Origin of the sequence: Desulfosporosinus metallidurans, from assembly GCF_001936615.1 — a bacterium.
Classification (GTDB): domain Bacteria; phylum Bacillota; class Desulfitobacteriia; order Desulfitobacteriales; family Desulfitobacteriaceae; genus Desulfosporosinus; species Desulfosporosinus metallidurans.
In genome coordinates this window covers 133,901-152,000 of record NZ_MLBF01000006.1, presented here as the reverse complement: position 1 = coordinate 152,000, position 18,100 = coordinate 133,901, and the positions used below count along the sequence as shown (strand labels likewise).

14 protein-coding genes and 1 pseudogene are annotated in these 18,100 nt (G+C 41.4%); 14 read left to right on the top strand and 1 reads right to left on the bottom strand.

The features are described from left to right. Window positions 1–83: 83 nt before the first annotated feature. Window positions 84–3,368, bottom strand: a complete 3,285-nt coding sequence (locus DSOL_RS06565; protein ID WP_075364075.1) for a cell wall-binding repeat-containing protein — start codon at window positions 3,366–3,368, stop codon at window positions 84–86. Window positions 3,369–4,006: 638 nt separating this feature from the next. Here DSOL_RS06565 and DSOL_RS06560 point away from each other — a divergent pair. The 14 genes and pseudogenes from DSOL_RS06560 (at window position 4,007) to DSOL_RS06495 (ending at window position 18,070) form a co-directional block, all read left to right on the top strand. Then, a complete protein-coding gene (locus DSOL_RS06560) occupies window positions 4,007–4,375 on the top strand; it encodes a hypothetical protein (protein ID WP_170871455.1) in 369 nt (122 codons plus the stop codon). A 230-nt stretch (window positions 4,376–4,605) separates the two neighbouring features. Further along, window positions 4,606–4,801, top strand: a pseudogene (locus tag DSOL_RS06555) (YwbE family protein). 291 nt (window positions 4,802–5,092) lie between these two features. Continuing rightward, complete coding sequence (locus DSOL_RS06550) at window positions 5,093–5,341, top strand: hypothetical protein (RefSeq protein WP_075364073.1); 249 nt, start codon at window positions 5,093–5,095, stop codon at window positions 5,339–5,341. Further along, entirely contained in the window at window positions 5,328–6,011 is a 684-nt protein-coding gene (locus DSOL_RS06545; RefSeq protein WP_075364072.1) for a CDGSH iron-sulfur domain-containing protein, read from the top strand. Before DSOL_RS06550 ends, DSOL_RS06545 begins: the two co-directional genes overlap by 14 nt. Before the next feature lie 206 nt (window positions 6,012–6,217). After that, a complete protein-coding gene (locus DSOL_RS06540) occupies window positions 6,218–8,389 on the top strand; it encodes an LUD domain-containing protein (protein WP_075364071.1) in 2,172 nt (723 codons plus the stop codon). Then, window positions 8,386–9,402 carry an LUD domain-containing protein gene (locus tag DSOL_RS06535; RefSeq protein ID WP_075364070.1) on the top strand — a complete coding sequence of 339 codons (1,017 nt, stop codon included), beginning with the start codon at window positions 8,386–8,388 and terminating at the stop codon, window positions 9,400–9,402. Before DSOL_RS06540 ends, DSOL_RS06535 begins: the two co-directional genes overlap by 4 nt. A gap of 87 nt (window positions 9,403–9,489) precedes the next feature. Beyond that, window positions 9,490–10,776, top strand: a complete 1,287-nt coding sequence (locus DSOL_RS06530; RefSeq protein WP_075364069.1) for an MFS transporter — start codon at window positions 9,490–9,492, stop codon at window positions 10,774–10,776. A gap of 103 nt (window positions 10,777–10,879) precedes the next feature. Then, a complete protein-coding gene (locus DSOL_RS06525) occupies window positions 10,880–11,578 on the top strand; it encodes a FadR/GntR family transcriptional regulator (RefSeq protein ID WP_075364068.1) in 699 nt (232 codons plus the stop codon). Further along, window positions 11,575–12,495: a ketopantoate reductase family protein gene (locus tag DSOL_RS06520; protein ID WP_075364067.1), complete on the top strand. Its 921-nt coding sequence runs from the start codon at window positions 11,575–11,577 to the stop codon at window positions 12,493–12,495. The genes DSOL_RS06525 and DSOL_RS06520 overlap by 4 nt, the downstream gene beginning before the upstream one ends. A gap of 684 nt (window positions 12,496–13,179) precedes the next feature. Continuing rightward, on the top strand, window positions 13,180–13,563 hold the full coding sequence (locus DSOL_RS06515; protein WP_075364066.1) for a hypothetical protein: 384 nt from the start codon (window positions 13,180–13,182) through the stop codon (window positions 13,561–13,563). Between the two features lie 234 nt (window positions 13,564–13,797). Continuing rightward, window positions 13,798–14,982 (top strand): pyridoxal phosphate-dependent aminotransferase, encoded by a 1,185-nt coding sequence (locus DSOL_RS06510; protein ID WP_075364065.1) that lies wholly within the window; start codon window positions 13,798–13,800, stop codon window positions 14,980–14,982. Between the two features lie 166 nt (window positions 14,983–15,148). Further along, a complete protein-coding gene (locus DSOL_RS06505) occupies window positions 15,149–16,372 on the top strand; it encodes an MFS transporter (protein ID WP_075364064.1) in 1,224 nt (407 codons plus the stop codon). A 171-nt stretch (window positions 16,373–16,543) separates the two neighbouring features. Continuing rightward, window positions 16,544–16,831 carry a hypothetical protein gene (locus DSOL_RS06500; RefSeq protein ID WP_075364063.1) on the top strand — a complete coding sequence of 96 codons (288 nt, stop codon included), beginning with the start codon at window positions 16,544–16,546 and terminating at the stop codon, window positions 16,829–16,831. A 393-nt stretch (window positions 16,832–17,224) separates the two neighbouring features. Next, window positions 17,225–18,070: a 3-hydroxybutyryl-CoA dehydrogenase gene (locus DSOL_RS06495; protein ID WP_075364062.1), complete on the top strand. Its 846-nt coding sequence runs from the start codon at window positions 17,225–17,227 to the stop codon at window positions 18,068–18,070. Window positions 18,071–18,100 lie beyond the last annotated feature (30 nt).

The following is an 18,100-nucleotide window of genomic DNA, read 5'->3' as shown; positions in this document are numbered from 1 at the left end:
GAAAGAGGATTTAAGCAAGAACAAGAGAAGGACAATTTTGTCCTTCTCTTGTTCGATGGTATCAAATGACTGATTTGGTACAACTAGTTGAAGATCACCTTAATGGTTTTCACTAATCCGTTCGTGGTAATCCCGGAAAGTGTAACGGTTCCGCCAGCAACTGCCCCACTACCAGTGATCGTGCCATCAGATTTGACGTTAAATTGATCATCAGTCAAAGTGCTACCCGAAGCAACCTTGACAATCTGTGCTAATTGCATACCTTCTTGACCATACTGATCGAGAGCATAGAAGTAAACTGCTGCTCGTTTCTTGGAACTTCCAGCGGCATCGAATCTTGCCATAACATTGTTAGGAGCCAGGACACCTGAAGCTGCACTAACGGTTACAGTATTTCCATCGGAACTCACTGAAACGCCATTCACGGAAGTGTCGACATTAGCAACAATAGTACTAGCCACAGGTGCTGCAGTTGAAGATTTGATCGGTGTCGTTAGCGAATGGACAGCGCCATCAGTACCTAAAAGGGTTACGGTTAAATTCGTGGTTGATGTTGTGACATTATTGGCTAACTTCCCAGCATCGACCTTCACACTATCATAGGCACCTACGGCACTTTCGATAGCAAAGTCCGTGGTATTATCAACATAGGCCCCAATGATGGGAGTGCCACCTAATAGTACTTTTGTTCCACTTGCTGTAGTGCCATAAATTTTTGGATTAGCATGATAGTCAGTATCTCGTCCGGAAATATCACTCAAATAGGCATTGGCATAGATTGGGTTAGCCACTGTATCCATAGTATAGCCTTGAATATCGGCGTCTTTTATAACTGAGAACGTTACAGACTTAGAGTCAATGACAACGGTTGGAGCAGAAATAGCGACTAATTGGAAGGTTACGGTTGCTGTTCCAGCTGCTACGGCAGTAATGTTAGTTTGATTTTGTCCAACCTTTGAGATTCCAACGGCCTTAACAATAGCATTATCACTAGATACAGCTTGAACTTCGTAAGTGTCGGCACCACCTGTCATATCCACGACTCTACCATATTGATCTTTAACAGATAAACCACCCTTATCGTATCCTAAGTCAATTTTTTGAGCGGCCCCTACTTGCATAGAACTTACAAGGACTGAAGAGTCGACAGATAGTGTGTCGGCTTTGGCAGCCTTTTGGATGTTGATGGTTATTGAACTATATTTACCCGTAGGTGTCATAGCTGTTATAACATCTGGACCGTCAATGGTTTTTAAATTGTTTTTCAATGAAGCCGTTCCATCAATATTTGGGTAAAGTGTTGCTCCAGTAAAGGTGATACCAGACAAGTCACTATATTTGGTCAAGGCAACTCCATTTTGGTCAACAGCCGTAAAAGGAATTTCTTTTTGTTCGTTGACAGCTATATCATACGCTGGAGCCATTAACGTAAAGGTATCGACGGATGCTGCTTTCTTTAAAGTAACATTCAATGTTGAAGTTGTTCCGCCATAAGACATTGCTGTAATTGTCACAGGAAGATCCATCGCAAGATTACTATTACTAACAACAGTGACTTTTATGGCTGCTTTACTAGAATCACTAGGATCCGTTACAACTTGAGCGAGTACATTGGAGTTTGAAGAAGTTAAACAATTTTGATTGCCATTGATCGTACTGGTGATTAGGCCATTGACTACGAGGTTATAATCTTTTGTTGCATTACCACTAACGTCGGTAGCAGTGTAATCAATATAGAATACACTTGATGTATCTCCATCAGTCAAAACTTTTCCATCAGCATTTGTTAAGGTATTAAGGGTCATATTGCTTAATGTGCCAAGCGCTGAAGAGGTATTTAGGGTAGCATTTGTTGAAACTCCAGACGTTGAATCATAACCAGTTATTGTTACTGTAGCAAACTGAATGAGATTTGCGCCAATTGCACCTGGATCTAATTTGAGCAAACCTTTATCTGCTGTAACAGTACCAGCTCCACTTTGGAAAGTTAAACTATTAGCAAGAGATGACGTTGTAATGTCGTTTCCATATTGGTCTAAGACATTATAAGTTGCATATCCAATATTTGCACTAGTGATCGATAATTTGGTGGACGTTATATTAATTTTAGCGATCTTTTGTGGGGATACAGCAACAGTCGAAGTTCCGAGATCTGTCGTGTCATTCTTAACAGCTACTGTATAAGATCCTTCTGGCAAATTGGATGCACTGCTCACCGTAGCTTCTGTCTTAGCAGTATTCCAAGTCGTAGTTACCGTTACAGGAGTCGTTGCTCTTTGTACGGTAAATGTAACTTTGGAAGTATCTGCTGGAGCTTGGTTGAAGACTACTTTGAAGCTTGAAGAGCTGATAGCACTTACAGATGTAACTGCCAAATTACCTTGGGCAGGTGCCGGGGTGCCGTTTATCACTCCGGTGCGTACTGCATCAGAAACGACAACCGAACCACCAAGAGCAGTAACAACACCATCAGCAGCAAGTTTGCTGTGTACAAACGTAGCAACGGCAGGAACTGTTCCGTCCGTGAGAACAATGGGAGACTTAGTTTGAGCTGCAAGTGGTGCACCAGCAAGAGCATCAATGCCCGTTACGCCGTTAGCCACATAGACATTGTTAAAGTCGAGGGATGAATTGAAATCTTGGATAACTTGGTTGTTGGTGTCATAAGCCGTGGTTCCAGCATGACGGGTTGCGCTAGGAAGTGCGGCTTTAACGGCGTCACTGATGATGACTGTTCCACCAATAACATCAGAAGAAGTGATGCCAGGATTAGCAGCCAAGTAGGCGGAAACGCTAGCAGGAACAGCGTCTTTGTCGGTTAAGAGGATGGGCTCATTAGCAGCCGAAGCAACTGCTGCGATGGAGAGCGCATCTTGCAGGCCGTTAGCAACGGCAACTTTGGTTACGCCAACCATTTTTTTAGCAATGTTGACGGAGGTTGCAGCACGGTCTACTCCACCAAGAGGAACAACTGTGATACCCATTGCGGAGATTTGATCAAGAACTGCTTGGCTGATAACAGCCGTTCCACTGGTTACATAAACCGTCTTAACATTAAGTTTAGTAAGTTCTGCTTTAGTGTCAGCATCTAGCGAGTTTCCAGCTCCGGTCAGAAGGATAGGAGCTTTCAAGTAGGATGCGAGTGGGCCAGCGGTCAGTGCATCAACCATACCATAAGAAGCTGAAGATGCGAGGATTGCTGTGCCAGTCCAACCAGTTTGCTCTGCGATTGCTACTGCGGTTTGGGCAGCAGTTGTACCTGATAAGCGAGTTGGGACTGTTCCAGCAGCAAATGCATTAAAAGGAACCGAAGTGAGTGACATACCAGCAATAGCTAAGGAAGCTAAGGCTTTTTTTGTTTTTTTCATGTAGTGAATATCTCCTCTCAATTTGGGTCTTTTCTCTTTTTGGTAACAGACAATCTCTTTTCTCAGCCTAGGACGTCTCTAGTCGTCCCTCACCCCCTTAAAATGAATAGTATTTTAGTTTAGACATTGCGCAGTATCTAAAAGTAGTCCACCGGATTTTATGGAAGCGTCCTCCCAAAAAAATGCTGATTCATTTTCCTCCGGCGGTGTACCCTTTAGAACAACATAAAAGGATGAAGAAGCAAACAATAAGTCAAATATTGGCGAATGATATTCTGCTATTAGAATACAATAGGATTGTGCATATTTTATGATGACGATGCCAAGAATTCCTTAAGAAATTTAACCTAAGAGAAAAATCAACAGATCCCCGAAATCGGTGATCTGTTTCTAACGCAATGTTCAAATGAAAATAGACGGTAAGTCTTGTGAATATGAACACCTGAAAACCGCTTGTGACAGCGAGGCGACTAATCAACTATTCTATTGTGATTATGGGCAAAACATGGTATACTGATAAGGTTGATAACTGAACTGAATTCATCTTTTTAATTAATTTGGCAACTTGGCTGGCGGGAAGAGAAGCAAATTCCCAATGTCTGTTGTTTTTTTATTGGGCCATTTTGAAAGGAGCAAATTTGAGCGATAAGATTGTCACGAGTAGTGAAAACGAAACAATGGATATTCCTAGGTTAATAATCGAGAGACACCTAAAAAGAAAATTAAAAGAAACTGAGATTATGCACCATCTTAATGGGGTTAATGATGACGACAGAACTGCAAATCTTGCCGTGTTTATTGATAGTGATAATCATACTAAATTCCTCAAAACCAAAAGGAAGTCTAAATATGTTCCAGAAGTTGGACGGACAAAAAAATTAATACAAGCAAATATGTTGGAAAAATATGGGATAGTGTTCTACGGACCGTTATTTACAGACGAAAGAGAAAAAATGCTAAAACTAATGGCAGAACGTACAAAAAGGGAACTGGGCTTAATTAGCTAGTGTTAGGGATACGAAGATGGACGCTTGGCATGTATATAGCCAAGCGTCCGCCTTATCTAAGCACTGATGAATTCATTTTGAAATCAGAATCTGTCATCTAAAAGGAACACACTGAGGCGCCGGTAAGCCAATCGTTGAGAAGGCACTCTCTCATCCCGGCTGATTCCGATCCGTCCGTGCTAACTTTGACGACGTCTATGTAGAAGATAAAGGAACCGAGGAGATAGATCATGAACGGAAATATACGTGATAATATTAAGCAAGGCACACAGGGTTTCGATTGTTCAAAAACAAGATCAGCGTACTGGGAAAGTGACAGAAGGAATAGTTGAAACCATTCTTACGAGTTCTTCTACTCATCCCCATGGCATAAAGGTCAGGCTCGTTGGCGGCATTGTCGGTCGAGTGAAGCAAATTCTGCTTTAGGGCAACAAAATTGATCATTAATCGCACTTAATTATTGAAGGTGAATGTGGGCATAAGATTAGCGATTAGTTGAACGAAAAATGATTAAGTTTAATCGACCTTGACAGTATAATCAGTATACACGTTAAGATGTTGATAGAAACCAATGAACACGCCGCTTAGATGATGAAAATCAGCTGAGCGGCTTATTGTTGAAAATTGTAAGGAGGATTTCAAGGGTCTTATTGTGTTGACTCATCAGAGAAAAGATGATACAAATATCACGACATATGAACGAAAGGAATGAATGTTATGGGTAAATTCGAAAGTGCTGAAAAGATAGGATTAAGAGACAAAGAAACCAATAAACTTCTAGCTGTGTACCCATATAAAGCAGAGGGTACTGATGCTGAAATCAATAAAATTGTCCGGGACTGGTATTATCAGCAAAGTTGCGCAGCTGAAGATCAACTCTTAACTGCTTATGTCGATGTTTTAACAGATTACGAAATTAAATCGCGTAAAAAATTGAAGGGCGATATTCAACATGATGAACAATGAAAAGAAGTGTAACATTAAAATATTAAAAAATGGGCCCTATATCGTCACGGGGAATGTCCCTTTGTCCGAGAAAATAATTGTTTCTAAGGGCAAAATTAATGAATTGAAAGATGGACGTAAATTACCGCAGGCTGAAGAGTATGCACTATGCCGTTGCGGTAAATCAAAAAATGCACCCTTTTGTGACGGCTCTCATGAAAAAGTCGGTTTTAATGGAGTTGAGAAGGCATCGAGAGAGACGTTTGAAGACAGGGCTGAACTGTTAGAGGGACCAGATCTTGACCTTCTAGATGATAATCGATGTGCATTTGCCCGTTTCTGTCACAGGGAAGACGGAAAAGTATGGGAGCTTACCGAAAACTCTAATAATCCAAAATACAGAGAAGAGGCAATTATCGCAGCCTCTGAGTGTCCAGCGGGAAGATTAGTTGCCTATGATAAAACGGGAAAAGCGATTGAACCTGAATATGAACCTTCCATTGAAATACTTCAGGATCCTGAAAAAGAAGCTAGTGGCCCGATTTTTGTTAAAGGCAATATTCCGATTGAATCTTCAGAGGGTTATACTTATGAAATAAGAAACCGAGTAACTCTTTGTCGCTGTGGCAAAACCCGAAATAGGCCATTTTGTGATGCAACACATATTTCGATGAACTATACAGATAACTAATGGTTAGACTAGAGCACCTGCTGAATGACGGCAGGTGCTTTTTTCAAGGGAGTATTATTATCTAGAATGGATACCACAGTCATAAAGATCGTAAACCGGATCATTTCCAGAGCGAACAAGGAACCTGTCCCTCTGTTCCCTCCTCGCAAAGGCTTTTGCTTTAATCTAACTGGTCCAACCAGTAGACCTAAGAGGAGGGGGATATCATGGGAAAACGTACATACAAAATCGTAAAAAATAAGGCCCTAGAGGGACTTCATGATTTGGAGTCGCGTAAAGGACGATTTCGAGCCTTTGAAGCGATTCGACCGGCAATGTTGGGGATGGTTCCAGACTATCCCGAGCTTTCTAATCGTTTGCGGGAGATAAAAAAATACAGTATCGATCATTTGGATGAAAGCATCGCAAAAGCTCAAAGGTCGATGGAAGACAAAGGATGCAAAGTCTTTATTGCTGAGACCACAGATGAAGCCCAGAAGTATATTGCAAGTCTGATTCCAAAGGAAGGTTTAGTTGTTAAGTCAAAGTCCAATGCGGGTAAAGAAATTAATATTTCACATTATCTGGAAGATTATGGAGTTACAGTCGTAGAAACGGATCTTGGAGACCGAATTAACCAGCTCTCGAAGAGTGAAGCGAGTCACTCGCTCGCACCCGCCATCCATATTCCCATTGAAAGAGTCACCGAAGTTTTTTCTGAAGAGGCTGGAACACAGCTAGAGTGCACTCCTGAAGCTTTGGTCGTAGCAGCGCGAAAAAGTCTTAGAAGTTATTTAATCAATGCGGATGTGGGAATCTCCGGAGCGAATGCAATTGCTGCTGATACGGGTAGTGTCTTCCTCACGGAGAATGAGGGGAATATTCGGGCCGTTACGATGATGCCGAAAATGCACATTGTGATCGCTGGGGTAGAGAAAATTGTGCCCACGCTGGAGGATGCTATGCAAGTCGTTCGGGCCGCCGCGGTCTATGGCGTTGGACAAGATATCGGAACCTATGTTTCTGTGATCTCGGGGGTAAGTGAATCCCTCGATCCTGACTTAGAGGAGCAAGTACACGGTCAAGGGCCCAAGGAGGTCCATGTTGTCCTACTAAAAAATGGCCGCGAGAAAGCCATCCGAGCGGGATACCGAGATTCACTCTATTGCATTAACTGTGGTAGCTGTTTGAACTTTTGCCCGGTCTATGCAGAAGTGGGTAGTAGGTACGGGTATAAGTATCTCGGCGGACGTGGCTTAGTCTTTGCTGCGTTTCACGGAGATCTGGAAAAATCAGAGGAAAACGGATTATCCCTCTGTATCGGTTGTCAAAAGTGTAAAACCGCTTGCCCTGTGCAAATGCCTACTCCGGAAATGTTGTGGAAACTTCGACAAACCGCTGTGGCTAAAGAAGGGGTAGGTTGGAAAAAAGACCTTATCTTCTCTATGTTAACAAAACCCAAATCACTACCTACTGTGACAAAACTCGCGACGACCTTTGGTAAACTGGTTTTAAAAGAATCCGGCCAAGGGATGGCGTTTCGTGTGTCATTGAGCTCGCTCGGGATGCCCAAAGAACGAGTCATCCCCAAAGTTGCAGGACAGTCCTTTTTGGATAACGTCAAACCTAAAACGGTCGATCGACCGATCAAGACCGTTGGGTTTTTCCCCGGATGTGTCGTCAACTATTCCGAGACGGATCTCGGGGAGTCGCTTTTACACGTGTTAGGGGAAAACAAAGTGGCGGTAAAACTGGCTCAAGAAGATGTTTGCTGTGGGATCCCCAGCATTGTGAGTGGGGATATGGCTCATGCCAAAGCAATGGCCCTAAAAAATATTGAAATCTACAGTCAGTTTGAGATGGATGCTTTGGTTTTTGTTTGTCCGAGCTGCGCGGTGGCCTTCAAGGAAGAGTACCCCAAGCTTTTCGCAGAGGATTCGCCTGAGATTCAGGAGAAGGTGAAAAAAGTCGCTCTTAAAGTTCGAGACATTAACGAATTCTTGTTCCATGACATTCAAATTAAGATTCCGGATGGACAACTGAGGGAAAAGGTGACCTATCATGATCCCTGTCATCTTGCACGAAGTATGGGAGTAAAAAAAGAGCCGCGAGACATTTTGCAACGAATCCCGGGAGTGGAGTATGTAGAAATGGAAGAGGCCGACGCGTGTTGTGGTTTTGGTGGTTCGTTTAGCCTAAGCTTCTATGAACTTTCGCATCGGATCAATGAGGGAAAACTTAAGACCATTGCCGATACTCAAGCAACGACACTTGCCACGAGCTGTCCGGGATGTATGGTGCATTTTCGTGATGGAATATCCCAGCATCATATGAAGCAAAAAGTTTTGCATACAGTACAATTACTAAGTCAGGCATATGGAAGAAGGCAAGAGAGATGAGAAATACAAAAGCAAAAATGATCTTGAAGACGATTGAATCAAACCGTAAAAAACTTCTTCAAGAGTATCCTCACCTAGCCTCTCAAGTAAACAAAATAAAGACGTCGGTAGCGATGAACTTAAAAGAGTATGTTGAAAAGGCGATCACCTCATTAAAAAGTAAAGGCTGTCACGTGATCGTTGCAGCGGATGGCGCTGATGCTCGGCAGCAAATTCTTAAAATTCTTTCCGGGAAAAAGCAGGTCGCTATGAGTAAGAACCCTGTTTTTACGGAGATTGCTCTGAGGGAGTTTCTGAAGGCGAACGACGTGGTGGTGACGAATACCGATCTCGGGGAAAGACTTGCGGGTACAGCAGTAGATGCCCATCCTTGGATTGCCACGATCAATACGGAGATATCAAACAAAGTAACGGTCTCTCAAGTTAAAGATGAAATTAAGCAAACGGTATCTACTTTGGAATATGGAATTACGGGTGCTGATGCTATCGTTGAACAGAATGGAACCATTGCACTTTTAGAAAGTGAAGGGAACGTCCGATTTACCTCGAATCTCCCGTATAACCATATCGTCGTTGCAGGGCTGGACAAAATCGTTCACACACTCGAAGATGCATTGACTGTCTGTCGGACAACGAGTGTCTATGGAATGGGAAAAGATATGCTGAGCTATATTTCCTTTCTCTCCGGCCCCAGTCGTACTGCCGATATCGAGTTCAAAATGGTACAAGGCATGCACGGGCCCAAAGAAGTCTATGTGATTTTACTCGATAACGGACGATTAGCAGCGGCAGAGAGTCAGAAGTTGGATCTTCTTAAATGTCTTGGTTGCGGTGGCTGTCTGGTCGCTTGTCCCGGATACCTGGAAGAGGGATTAGAAAAGGGATATCGTTATACGGGGAAAAGGGCGAAGGTTCTGATAGGTTTTTTAGATGGAGTAAAGCAAGTCGAGGATGCGGATTGCGGAGATTGTTCGCTCTGCAATGAACTATGTCCCGTCGGTATCCAAGTTTAGGATCACAGAATAAGGACCTTAATTATAAGTGAGGAGTCTTAAGAAATAAGGCAAATAGCCTTAAAAAATTTGGAGGAGGAAAGCGAAATGGGACAGAAACCAACGAAAATTCGCTGGGTTTTAGGATTTTTTCTCTTTGTTTTAGGGTTTGTTGCGTACATGGATCGGGTTAATCTATCGGTAGCTGGACCTATGATTATGAAAGAGTTTGGTTTTGACAAAGTGCGGTTTGGAATGGTTCAAACATTATTTTTTTTCGGGTATGCAATAATGCAGATTCCCGGTGGAATGATAGCAGAATATTTTGGAGCACGAAAAGCTATGACGCTTGCAATTTCTTGGTGGTCTGCCTTCACTTTATTCACCGCAACTTCAAGCAATTTCTTGACCTTCGGTATTGTTCGTGCGTTGTTTGGTGTGGGTGAAGGACCTCTTTACCCCGGTGGAAGCGTGTTGGTTAGGAATTGGTTTAATGAAAAGGAAAGAGGAACGGCCAATTCCTTTATTCTAGCGGGCTCCTTTGTTGGACCTGTACTCGCTCCGGCGATTACCGTAGCAGTAATTACAACGTTCGGGTGGAAAGCTATCTTTTATATCTTTGGGGGCATTGGTATTTTGGTTGCTCTGGGTTGGTGGCTTATCGCTCGTGATCATCCGAAGGATCATCCGCTTGTCAATCAAGCTGAGCTAGCTATCATTATGGAAGGTAAAAATGCTTCGGAACCTGCTAAAAAGGAAATGGCTCCTTGGCGAAACTTTATTGGCTCTGTCCAGTTCTGGGCGATTGGGATCCAATATTTTGTTGCGGATTATATCATGTATGTATACTTATCCTGGTTGCCTATCTACTTGATGGAAGCCCAGAAATTTTCTTTAAAGGAAATGGGAGTCGCAGCGGCCTTTCCCTGGCTGGCTCTAGCGATAACGACCTTATCCAGTGGATACTTTAGTGATCGGCTCATAGCCAAAGGAGTAGCAGTCAATCGGATCCGGACGTCTTTTGGGGCGATCGGTTTGGTGATCTCCAGCATAACACTGTATTTAGCTGCTGGTTCGTCTAATCCCATTACTACGGTCATTTGGCTTACGCTATCCTTAGGGGCTCTAGGATTTACCTTCAGTTCTTCGTGGGCTAGTTGTAACGATTTGGGGCAAAAATTTACTGGCACAATTTCAGGTTGGATGAACCTCTGCGGTAATCTAGGAGGTGTGGTCGCGCCCACTTTGACTGCAATTATTGCTGTTCGTTATGGTTGGCAGTGGGCAATTTCAGCGACAGCATTTATTGGGATTTTAGGAGTGTGTGCATGGTTCTTCGTTCGGCCGGATCGACCATTAGTGGTTACACCTTCTCAAAAAAGCAGGGTGGCTTAATTAACCGTAATGGAAATTTATAGTTTTATTTGGTAAACTGGTGTTAGAACTTAGCGAAGAATGACAGGTATTGCCTGGATGTCCTTATTTATGGAGGGTTCTCATGCAATTCGAAAAAGTTAAGACACACCGGACATATCAAGAGGTCTTAAAACAAATTAACAACCTAATTATTGAAGGAAAGCTGAGCCCCGGCGATCGTCTGATGGGTGAAAGAGAGATGGCTACAGAATTGGGGGTTAGTCGCACGACACTTCGCGAGGCTTTGCGAACCATGGAGCTCTTAGATTTGGTGGAAATTAAGCCGGGAGGCGGAACGTTTATTCGTGATGTCCAGTTAAACGACGTGATTAGCCCTCTAGCTTTAGCTTTATCGGTCGAGCCGACTCGCTTGGACGAGCTCTGGGAAATCCGGATTACCCTCGAGGTCGAATGTGCAGGCTTGGCAGCATCACGGGCATCAGAGGAGAGCTTGCGTTGGATCTCGCATGCTCTTGAGGATATGCAGGCGAAGTTGAATGACTTAAATGCGTATGCTAAAGCGGATATGCGTTTTCACTATATGGTTGCTCAAGCCTCTCAGAATACTCTCATGAATCGGCTTCTCCAAACGTTAGTTGTTCATATCTTTGAGCTTATTAAGAAGGCCGGGCCGATTCGGTTTAGCCATGATATTGGTGGATTACGCACGGTCCAGGAGCACATCGCGATCTATGAGGCAATTTTGCGTCATGACTCTAGGGAAGCTCAGAAGCTCATGAGAAGACATTTAGAAGAGGCAAGGGGCGAGTTTGGAAGATGACAATTAAAACAGTTTCAATTATAGGCTTAGGTGCTTTGGGAACAATGTTGGCAAAGTATTTTTCTGATAAATTACCAAAAGATGATGTTCGTGTTATTGCAAGCCAAAGCCGTATACAGAAGTATCAGAAGAATGGCATCTATTGTAACGGAGAACGTTATGATTTTAATTATGTTTTACCTGAAAGCGAGCAAAAGCCTGTCGATTTATTGATTTTCTGTGTAAAGTTTAACCAATTACAGCAGGCGATTGAGGACGCAAGGCAGCAAGTGGGAGAGCATACCATCATTCTTTCAGCATTAAATGGAATTTCCAGTGAAGAAATTATAGGAAATACAGTTGGAATGGAAAAAATGCTTTATTGTGTCGCACAGGGGATGGATGCAGTAAAGATTGAAAACAAGTTGGACTATAAGAACATGGGAATGCTTTGCTTTGGTGAGAAAGATAATACGGTTTGGTCTGAGAAAGTTACTGCCGTAGCAGAATTTTTTGATACCCTTAAGTTCCCTTATGAAGTTCCGAAAGATATGGATCATCGGATGTGGGGAAAATTTATGTTAAATACAGGAGTGAATCAGACTGTAACAGTATATTCAACGAATTATGGTGGTATCCAAGTAGAGGGTGAGCCTAGAAATGTTATGATAGCTGCGATGAGGGAAGTTATCGCCCTCTCTCAAAAAGTGGGTATAAATTTAGGAGAAGCAGATTTGACGTATTGGTTAGATGTCCTTGCTACCTTAAATCCGTTGGGGATTCCTTCTATGCGTCAAGATATGGCAGCAAGCAGGAAAACAGAGGTAGGGCTTTTTTCTGTAACAGCCATCGCATTGGGAAAACAATATAATGTGCCAACACCTATAAATGAATGGCTGTATCATAATGTCCAAGAGCTGGAAAAGGACTTTAAATAAACAATTTCGAAAATGTGGAGTGCGTAGATACTATGGTTTACTTTTCAAGTGGCAGAAGAAATAGTAAGAAGGCGATAGGGTTACTTGCTAAAAGTAAATTCAGAAGGGATAAATTGACTTAACGCAATGATTTTTGGCAGACCATTAGTCTGAAGAATCTGATCAGACATTTGAGCTCCCAGTTTGCTTTCTTGAAGTTATCTTCTAACCCTTCCAGACCAATTTTCTGACCCGTTATACGATCATAGGCAGAACTATGTTCAAACTGCCCGTCCTTGCTGATATAGAATACGTCATCTGTGGCAAAGGAGTGGGACTTTGTTTAATAGTTCTGCAATTATTTAGTAGATGACTTATTTTTTCAAATTGGATCATATGTTATTCCTTTTAGTGCTGGTAATGGAAACGATTTTAAGCGAAAAAGGAGGAATTCCTTTCCTGAGCGAGAATGGGTAAGTGATTCCTCTGAGGGAGAAGAACCAGAAAAATCAAGCCACTACGTAAGTAGTAGCTATTACTAGTTAGTTAAATATTAGAAGAGCCCTATCACCTAAGACAACTATAGCATGCTAACTTTTAACGTTCAATATTAGATGTCTTTTCATATAAAATCCTATGGAAGGAGCCTATAAGAGTGTTTTTGTATGATTGTATTGAACTTACAAGAGAGGAAGGTTTAAGTACGTGATAATTTTAGAGAAGCCCTATGTATCCGAGCTTTTGCTAGATACGATCCGAGGCTTGGAGATAGAGGTCTTGGGAAATGAAGTTGCCAGAAATTCAGGGTTAGAAGAGTGTTATCTTCTTGATGAGAAGGTTTTTATTCAAAGATTTCAAGCTAAAGCAAAGTTCCCACTGTATACCAACTCGGAAAACTCGATCCCATGGATCCAAGCGAATTTAGCTTTCAGCGATTTGCCAGATAGGATTGAGACCTTCAAGAATAAAGCGAGATTTAGAAATCTGTTAAGAACTTTGTTTCCTGATTTTTGGTACAAAGAAGTTTCCTTTGAGGAACTGCCCCAAATAGATATTACGGACTATCCCAAGCCTGCGACAGGTTTTTGAGTTTAGGTGAGTAAAAGGAGCGAATTGGATAGAATCCTAAGAACGGATTATAAAGGAGTTTATCAATTTTTGATCGTAGCTTATTCATTCTTAAAATAGGACAACATCGGATTCAGACGAGCTGGTTACACGGATTAAAGAGAATGCAGTTAATATTGTGAGAAACCATTAATAGTTGACATAAGTTAAGAAAATCTTAAACTTAAAAAAGTTATTGAAGAAAGGTTGAGTGCCATGATTTCAATTAAAATGCAAGAGCAGGTACAAAGCAGTTCTGTTATTAGAGCCATGTTTGAGGAAGGAAAAAGACTGGCAGAAATTCACGGGGTGGAAAATGTCTTTGATTTTAGCATTGGGAACCCCAATGTTGAACCACCTGAGGAAATAAATGAAGCAATTTTAGAGATTTTAAAAACTGAAAATCTTATGAGCATTCACGGGTATATGAATAACTCAGGTTATGAAGAAGTAAGAGCAGCCATTGCAGAGTCTATCAATGATAAATTCGGGACCGCTTTTACACAAAATAACATTCTCATGACCGTCGGCGCGGCAGGCGGGTTAAACGTTATTTTCAAAACGTTGCTTAACCCAAAGGATGAGGTCATTACTTTCGCACCTTTTTTCGGAGAATACAAAAATTATGTAAAAAACTATGAGGGTGAATTGGTGGTAATATCTCCCAATACGATTGATTTCCAGCCAAATCTTGAAGAATTTAAAGAGAAAATCACCCCTAAAACGAAAGCGGTGATCATCAATTCCCCCAATAATCCAACTGGTGTTATTTACTCAGAAGAAACCATAATCAAACTCTCTGAAATACTTAGGGAGAAGCAAAAGGAATTTGGAACAGATATTTATCTCGTTTCCGATGAACCGTATCGAGAACTTGCTTATGATAATGTTGAAGTACCGTATCTATCAAACTATTATGCGAACACAATCATCGGGTATTCTTTCAGCAAGTCCCTTTCGTTACCCGGCGAAAGAATAGGCTATTTAGTGATTCCAGATCAGGCGGCTGATTACAAAAATATCATCTCAGCAGCAAATATCGCCAATCGCATTTTAGGTTTCGTAAATGCTCCGTCGTTATTCCAGCGCGTCGTTGCTAAGTGCTTAAATGCAAAGGTGGATATTGATACCTATAACAGGAATCGTGAACTTCTCTATAATGGGCTCTCATCCTACGGCTACCAATGTATTAAACCAGAAGGTGCATTTTACTTGTTTGTAAAGACTCCTATTGAGAATGATGTTGAATTCTGTAATCTGGCCAAGAAGAAAAATATTCTCATTGTTACTGGCACTGCATTTGGCTGCCCTGGTTATGTTCGTATTGCCTATTGTGTCGCTTATAAAACAATTGAGAAAGCATTGCCGGGCTTTAAGGCTTTGATAGAAGAAGTAAAATAAAATCCATTGCTGCACCAAGATATACTAAACAACAAAGGCTTACGCGTTTTCCTGTTGGAAATCGTGTAAGTCTTCTTGATGTATGATATACGAGATGAGGAGTAGGGAATTATTTTAAAGTGAATGTAAGGATTTCAATTAAAATAGATAGTAGGAAATTAAAAAAATGAGTATAGAAAAAGAAGCAAAAGAAAAGATTATTGGAATCGACCGAAATATATTCTTTGTAGGAATTACCAGTTTTCTGACTGATACGACAACAAAAATGATCTATGCCATCATGCCGTTATTTTTAATGACCTTAGGTGCAACGAAAACAGAGCTTTCTTTGATTGAAGGGATTGCAGAAAGTACTGCATCTGTTTTAAAGGCTTTATCAGGCTGGTGGAGTGATAAAATCGGGAAAAATAAACCGTTCATGATCATCGGATATACATTCACAGCAATCTTATCTCCATTGTTTGCACTTGTTACGTCACCACTACAGGTTCTTTTGATTAGATTTACTGAAAGAGTTGGTAAAGGAATAAGAACAGCTCCGCGTGACAGTTTAGTTGCCGCTTCCTCTGAGGAGGACACAAAGGGGCGTGGGTTCGGCTTTCACAAAGCTATGGATAACAGTGGGGCAATATTAGGGCCACTGTTGGCATTCGGAATTTTGGGAGTTTTTCCAGGGGATTATCGAAGGGTATTTGTATTTGCAGCAATCCCCGGTTTATTTGGATTGATCTCTATTATATTCTTTGTTAAGGAAGCCAAAAGAGATAAGGAAGAGATCCTTGGAAAAATTGCCTTAAAGGACTTTTCAAAAAAATATTATTTCTTTCTCGGAGTAATTTTCCTATTTACCCTTGGTAATTCAACCGACGCCTTACTTTTAGTTAAGGCAAGCGACTTAGGAATACAAGCGACATATATACCTATTATTTATCTTATCTTCAACTCTGTATCCGTAATATTTGCTGTCCCTGCAGGAATTTTATCAGATAAAATAGGAAGAGAAAGACTTATTATATTTGGGTATTTGCTATATTCCTTAATATATTTCGGATTTGGAAGGACAAATAGTCAAGTTGTCCTTATTATGCTATTTGCTTTGTATGGGCTTTATAGTGCAGCAACTGACGGGGTTCAGAAGGCTTTGGTTTCTGACCTTATTGATAAGAATAAAAGGGGTACTGGTCTTGGGATTTATAATTGTCTTATCGGGGTTACACTTCTTCCGGCGAGCGTAATTGCAGGCCTACTTTATGATAAAATTAATAACAGGGCACCTTTTTACTATGGATCGATTATGGCTCTCGTTGCAGCTGTATTCATGATGATTTTTTATACAAAAGGGCTTGGACCAGTTAAGAAAGTTAAAAAGCATAATATGAAGGGTGATTGAATAATTATCTGTTCATTTATAGCACAGACGGTGCTGGTTATTGTACAAGAGACATATTTCGTCCAACCACTTTTGTAATAATAAGCAATACGATGTTTAATTGAAGTGGGAATCACAGGGCAAAATATGTTATGATATAAAAAAATAGTGCATAGTGAAGGTGGTGGTCGCATGTTTAAAATTACTGAGGATTGCATCGAAAATAAGATCATGGAACAGTACTATACCTCAGACGCGAAGGAAGGTTCTGAGGAATTCAAACAACTTATTAAGAAATTCGAAGCTGAACCACAGTTTAAATTTCGTATGCGAGACGAAGACCAAGTAGTCTATTATATCGGGTATTCGGATGATTGTACTAAAAAGAGCGGCTTTGATCCGTTAGACATGTTTGGCGAGTACTATGGTTGTTTGGACATCCAATATCTTAATGAGAAAGGCGAGTATGAAAGGCTTTAGGAATTCATGAAGCATCTGAGGAGAAAAACAGATGCTTTTTTCTTTTTACATTATTAAATAACTTACAAGTTGGATAAATAAAGCAAAAATTGAACGATACATGTCCATGTTTTTGGACATGTATCCAATTGTAGACAAGTTAAATTTGCGCCAATAAATTGAATCTTCAGGTTTTAAACCTTAAAGTGTATACAATCGTGTACATTTATAAATTCTACTTAGTTTGTGTATTTAAGAAGGACAAAGCCCTGTAACCCTTGGTATTAGCTTAGAAGGAAGATTCCGAATTAACTCTACAAATTATTGGCACAACAATTGCAAGACAATTCGATGGATTCGGAATTACCAAGTCTTCTAGGGCTTGTGATCCGAACAGAAAAAGGAGGAGTAAGCGTGAAGACAATAATGGTTATTGGGGCAGGACAGATGGGTGGTGGAATCGCCCAAGTTGCTGCCCAAGCGGGCTACTCTGTCATCTTAAATGACATCAAAGAAGAATTTGTAACTCGCGGTCTTGGCATCATTGAGAAAAACCTCCGTCGTAGTGTCGAAAAGGGGAAACTTAATGCGACAGATATGGAAGCTACTTTAGTGCGCATTACAAAATCGACCTCCTTACAAGATGCTGCTTCTGCTGACTTGGTTATTGAGGCGGCAGTTGAAAATATGGCGATTAAGGCCCAAGTTTTCTCCCAACTTGACGTCATTTGCCCGCCACATACGATTCTCTCGACTAATACGTCGTCCTTACCCATCACCGAGATTGCAGCGTTCACAAAACGACCGGATCGAGTGATCGGGATGCACTTTATGAATCCCGTTCCTGTCATGAAGCTCGTTGAGGTTATTCGTGGTTTGGCGACTAGTGACGAAGTGTATAAAACTATCGAAGCCCTGAGCCTCGAAATGGGAAAAATACCTGTGGAAGTCAATGACGCCCCTGGCTTTGTGGCGAACAGGATTTTAATCCCCATGATCAATGAAGCCGTCTACACCCTTTATGAGGGGATTGCCACGGTTGAAGCGATTGATAATGTTATGAAATTGGGCATGAATCACCCTATGGGACCGTTAGCATTAGGTGATCTAATCGGTTTGGATACCGTCCTATCCATTATGGAAGTCTTACATGAAGGACTCGGCGATAAATATCGCCCCTGCCCGTTACTCCGTAAGTATGTTAAGGCAGGATGGCTTGGCAGGAAATCTGGTCGTGGTTTTTATAATTACGAAACATAATCCAATGCGTTAATCAATCTTATACAAGCC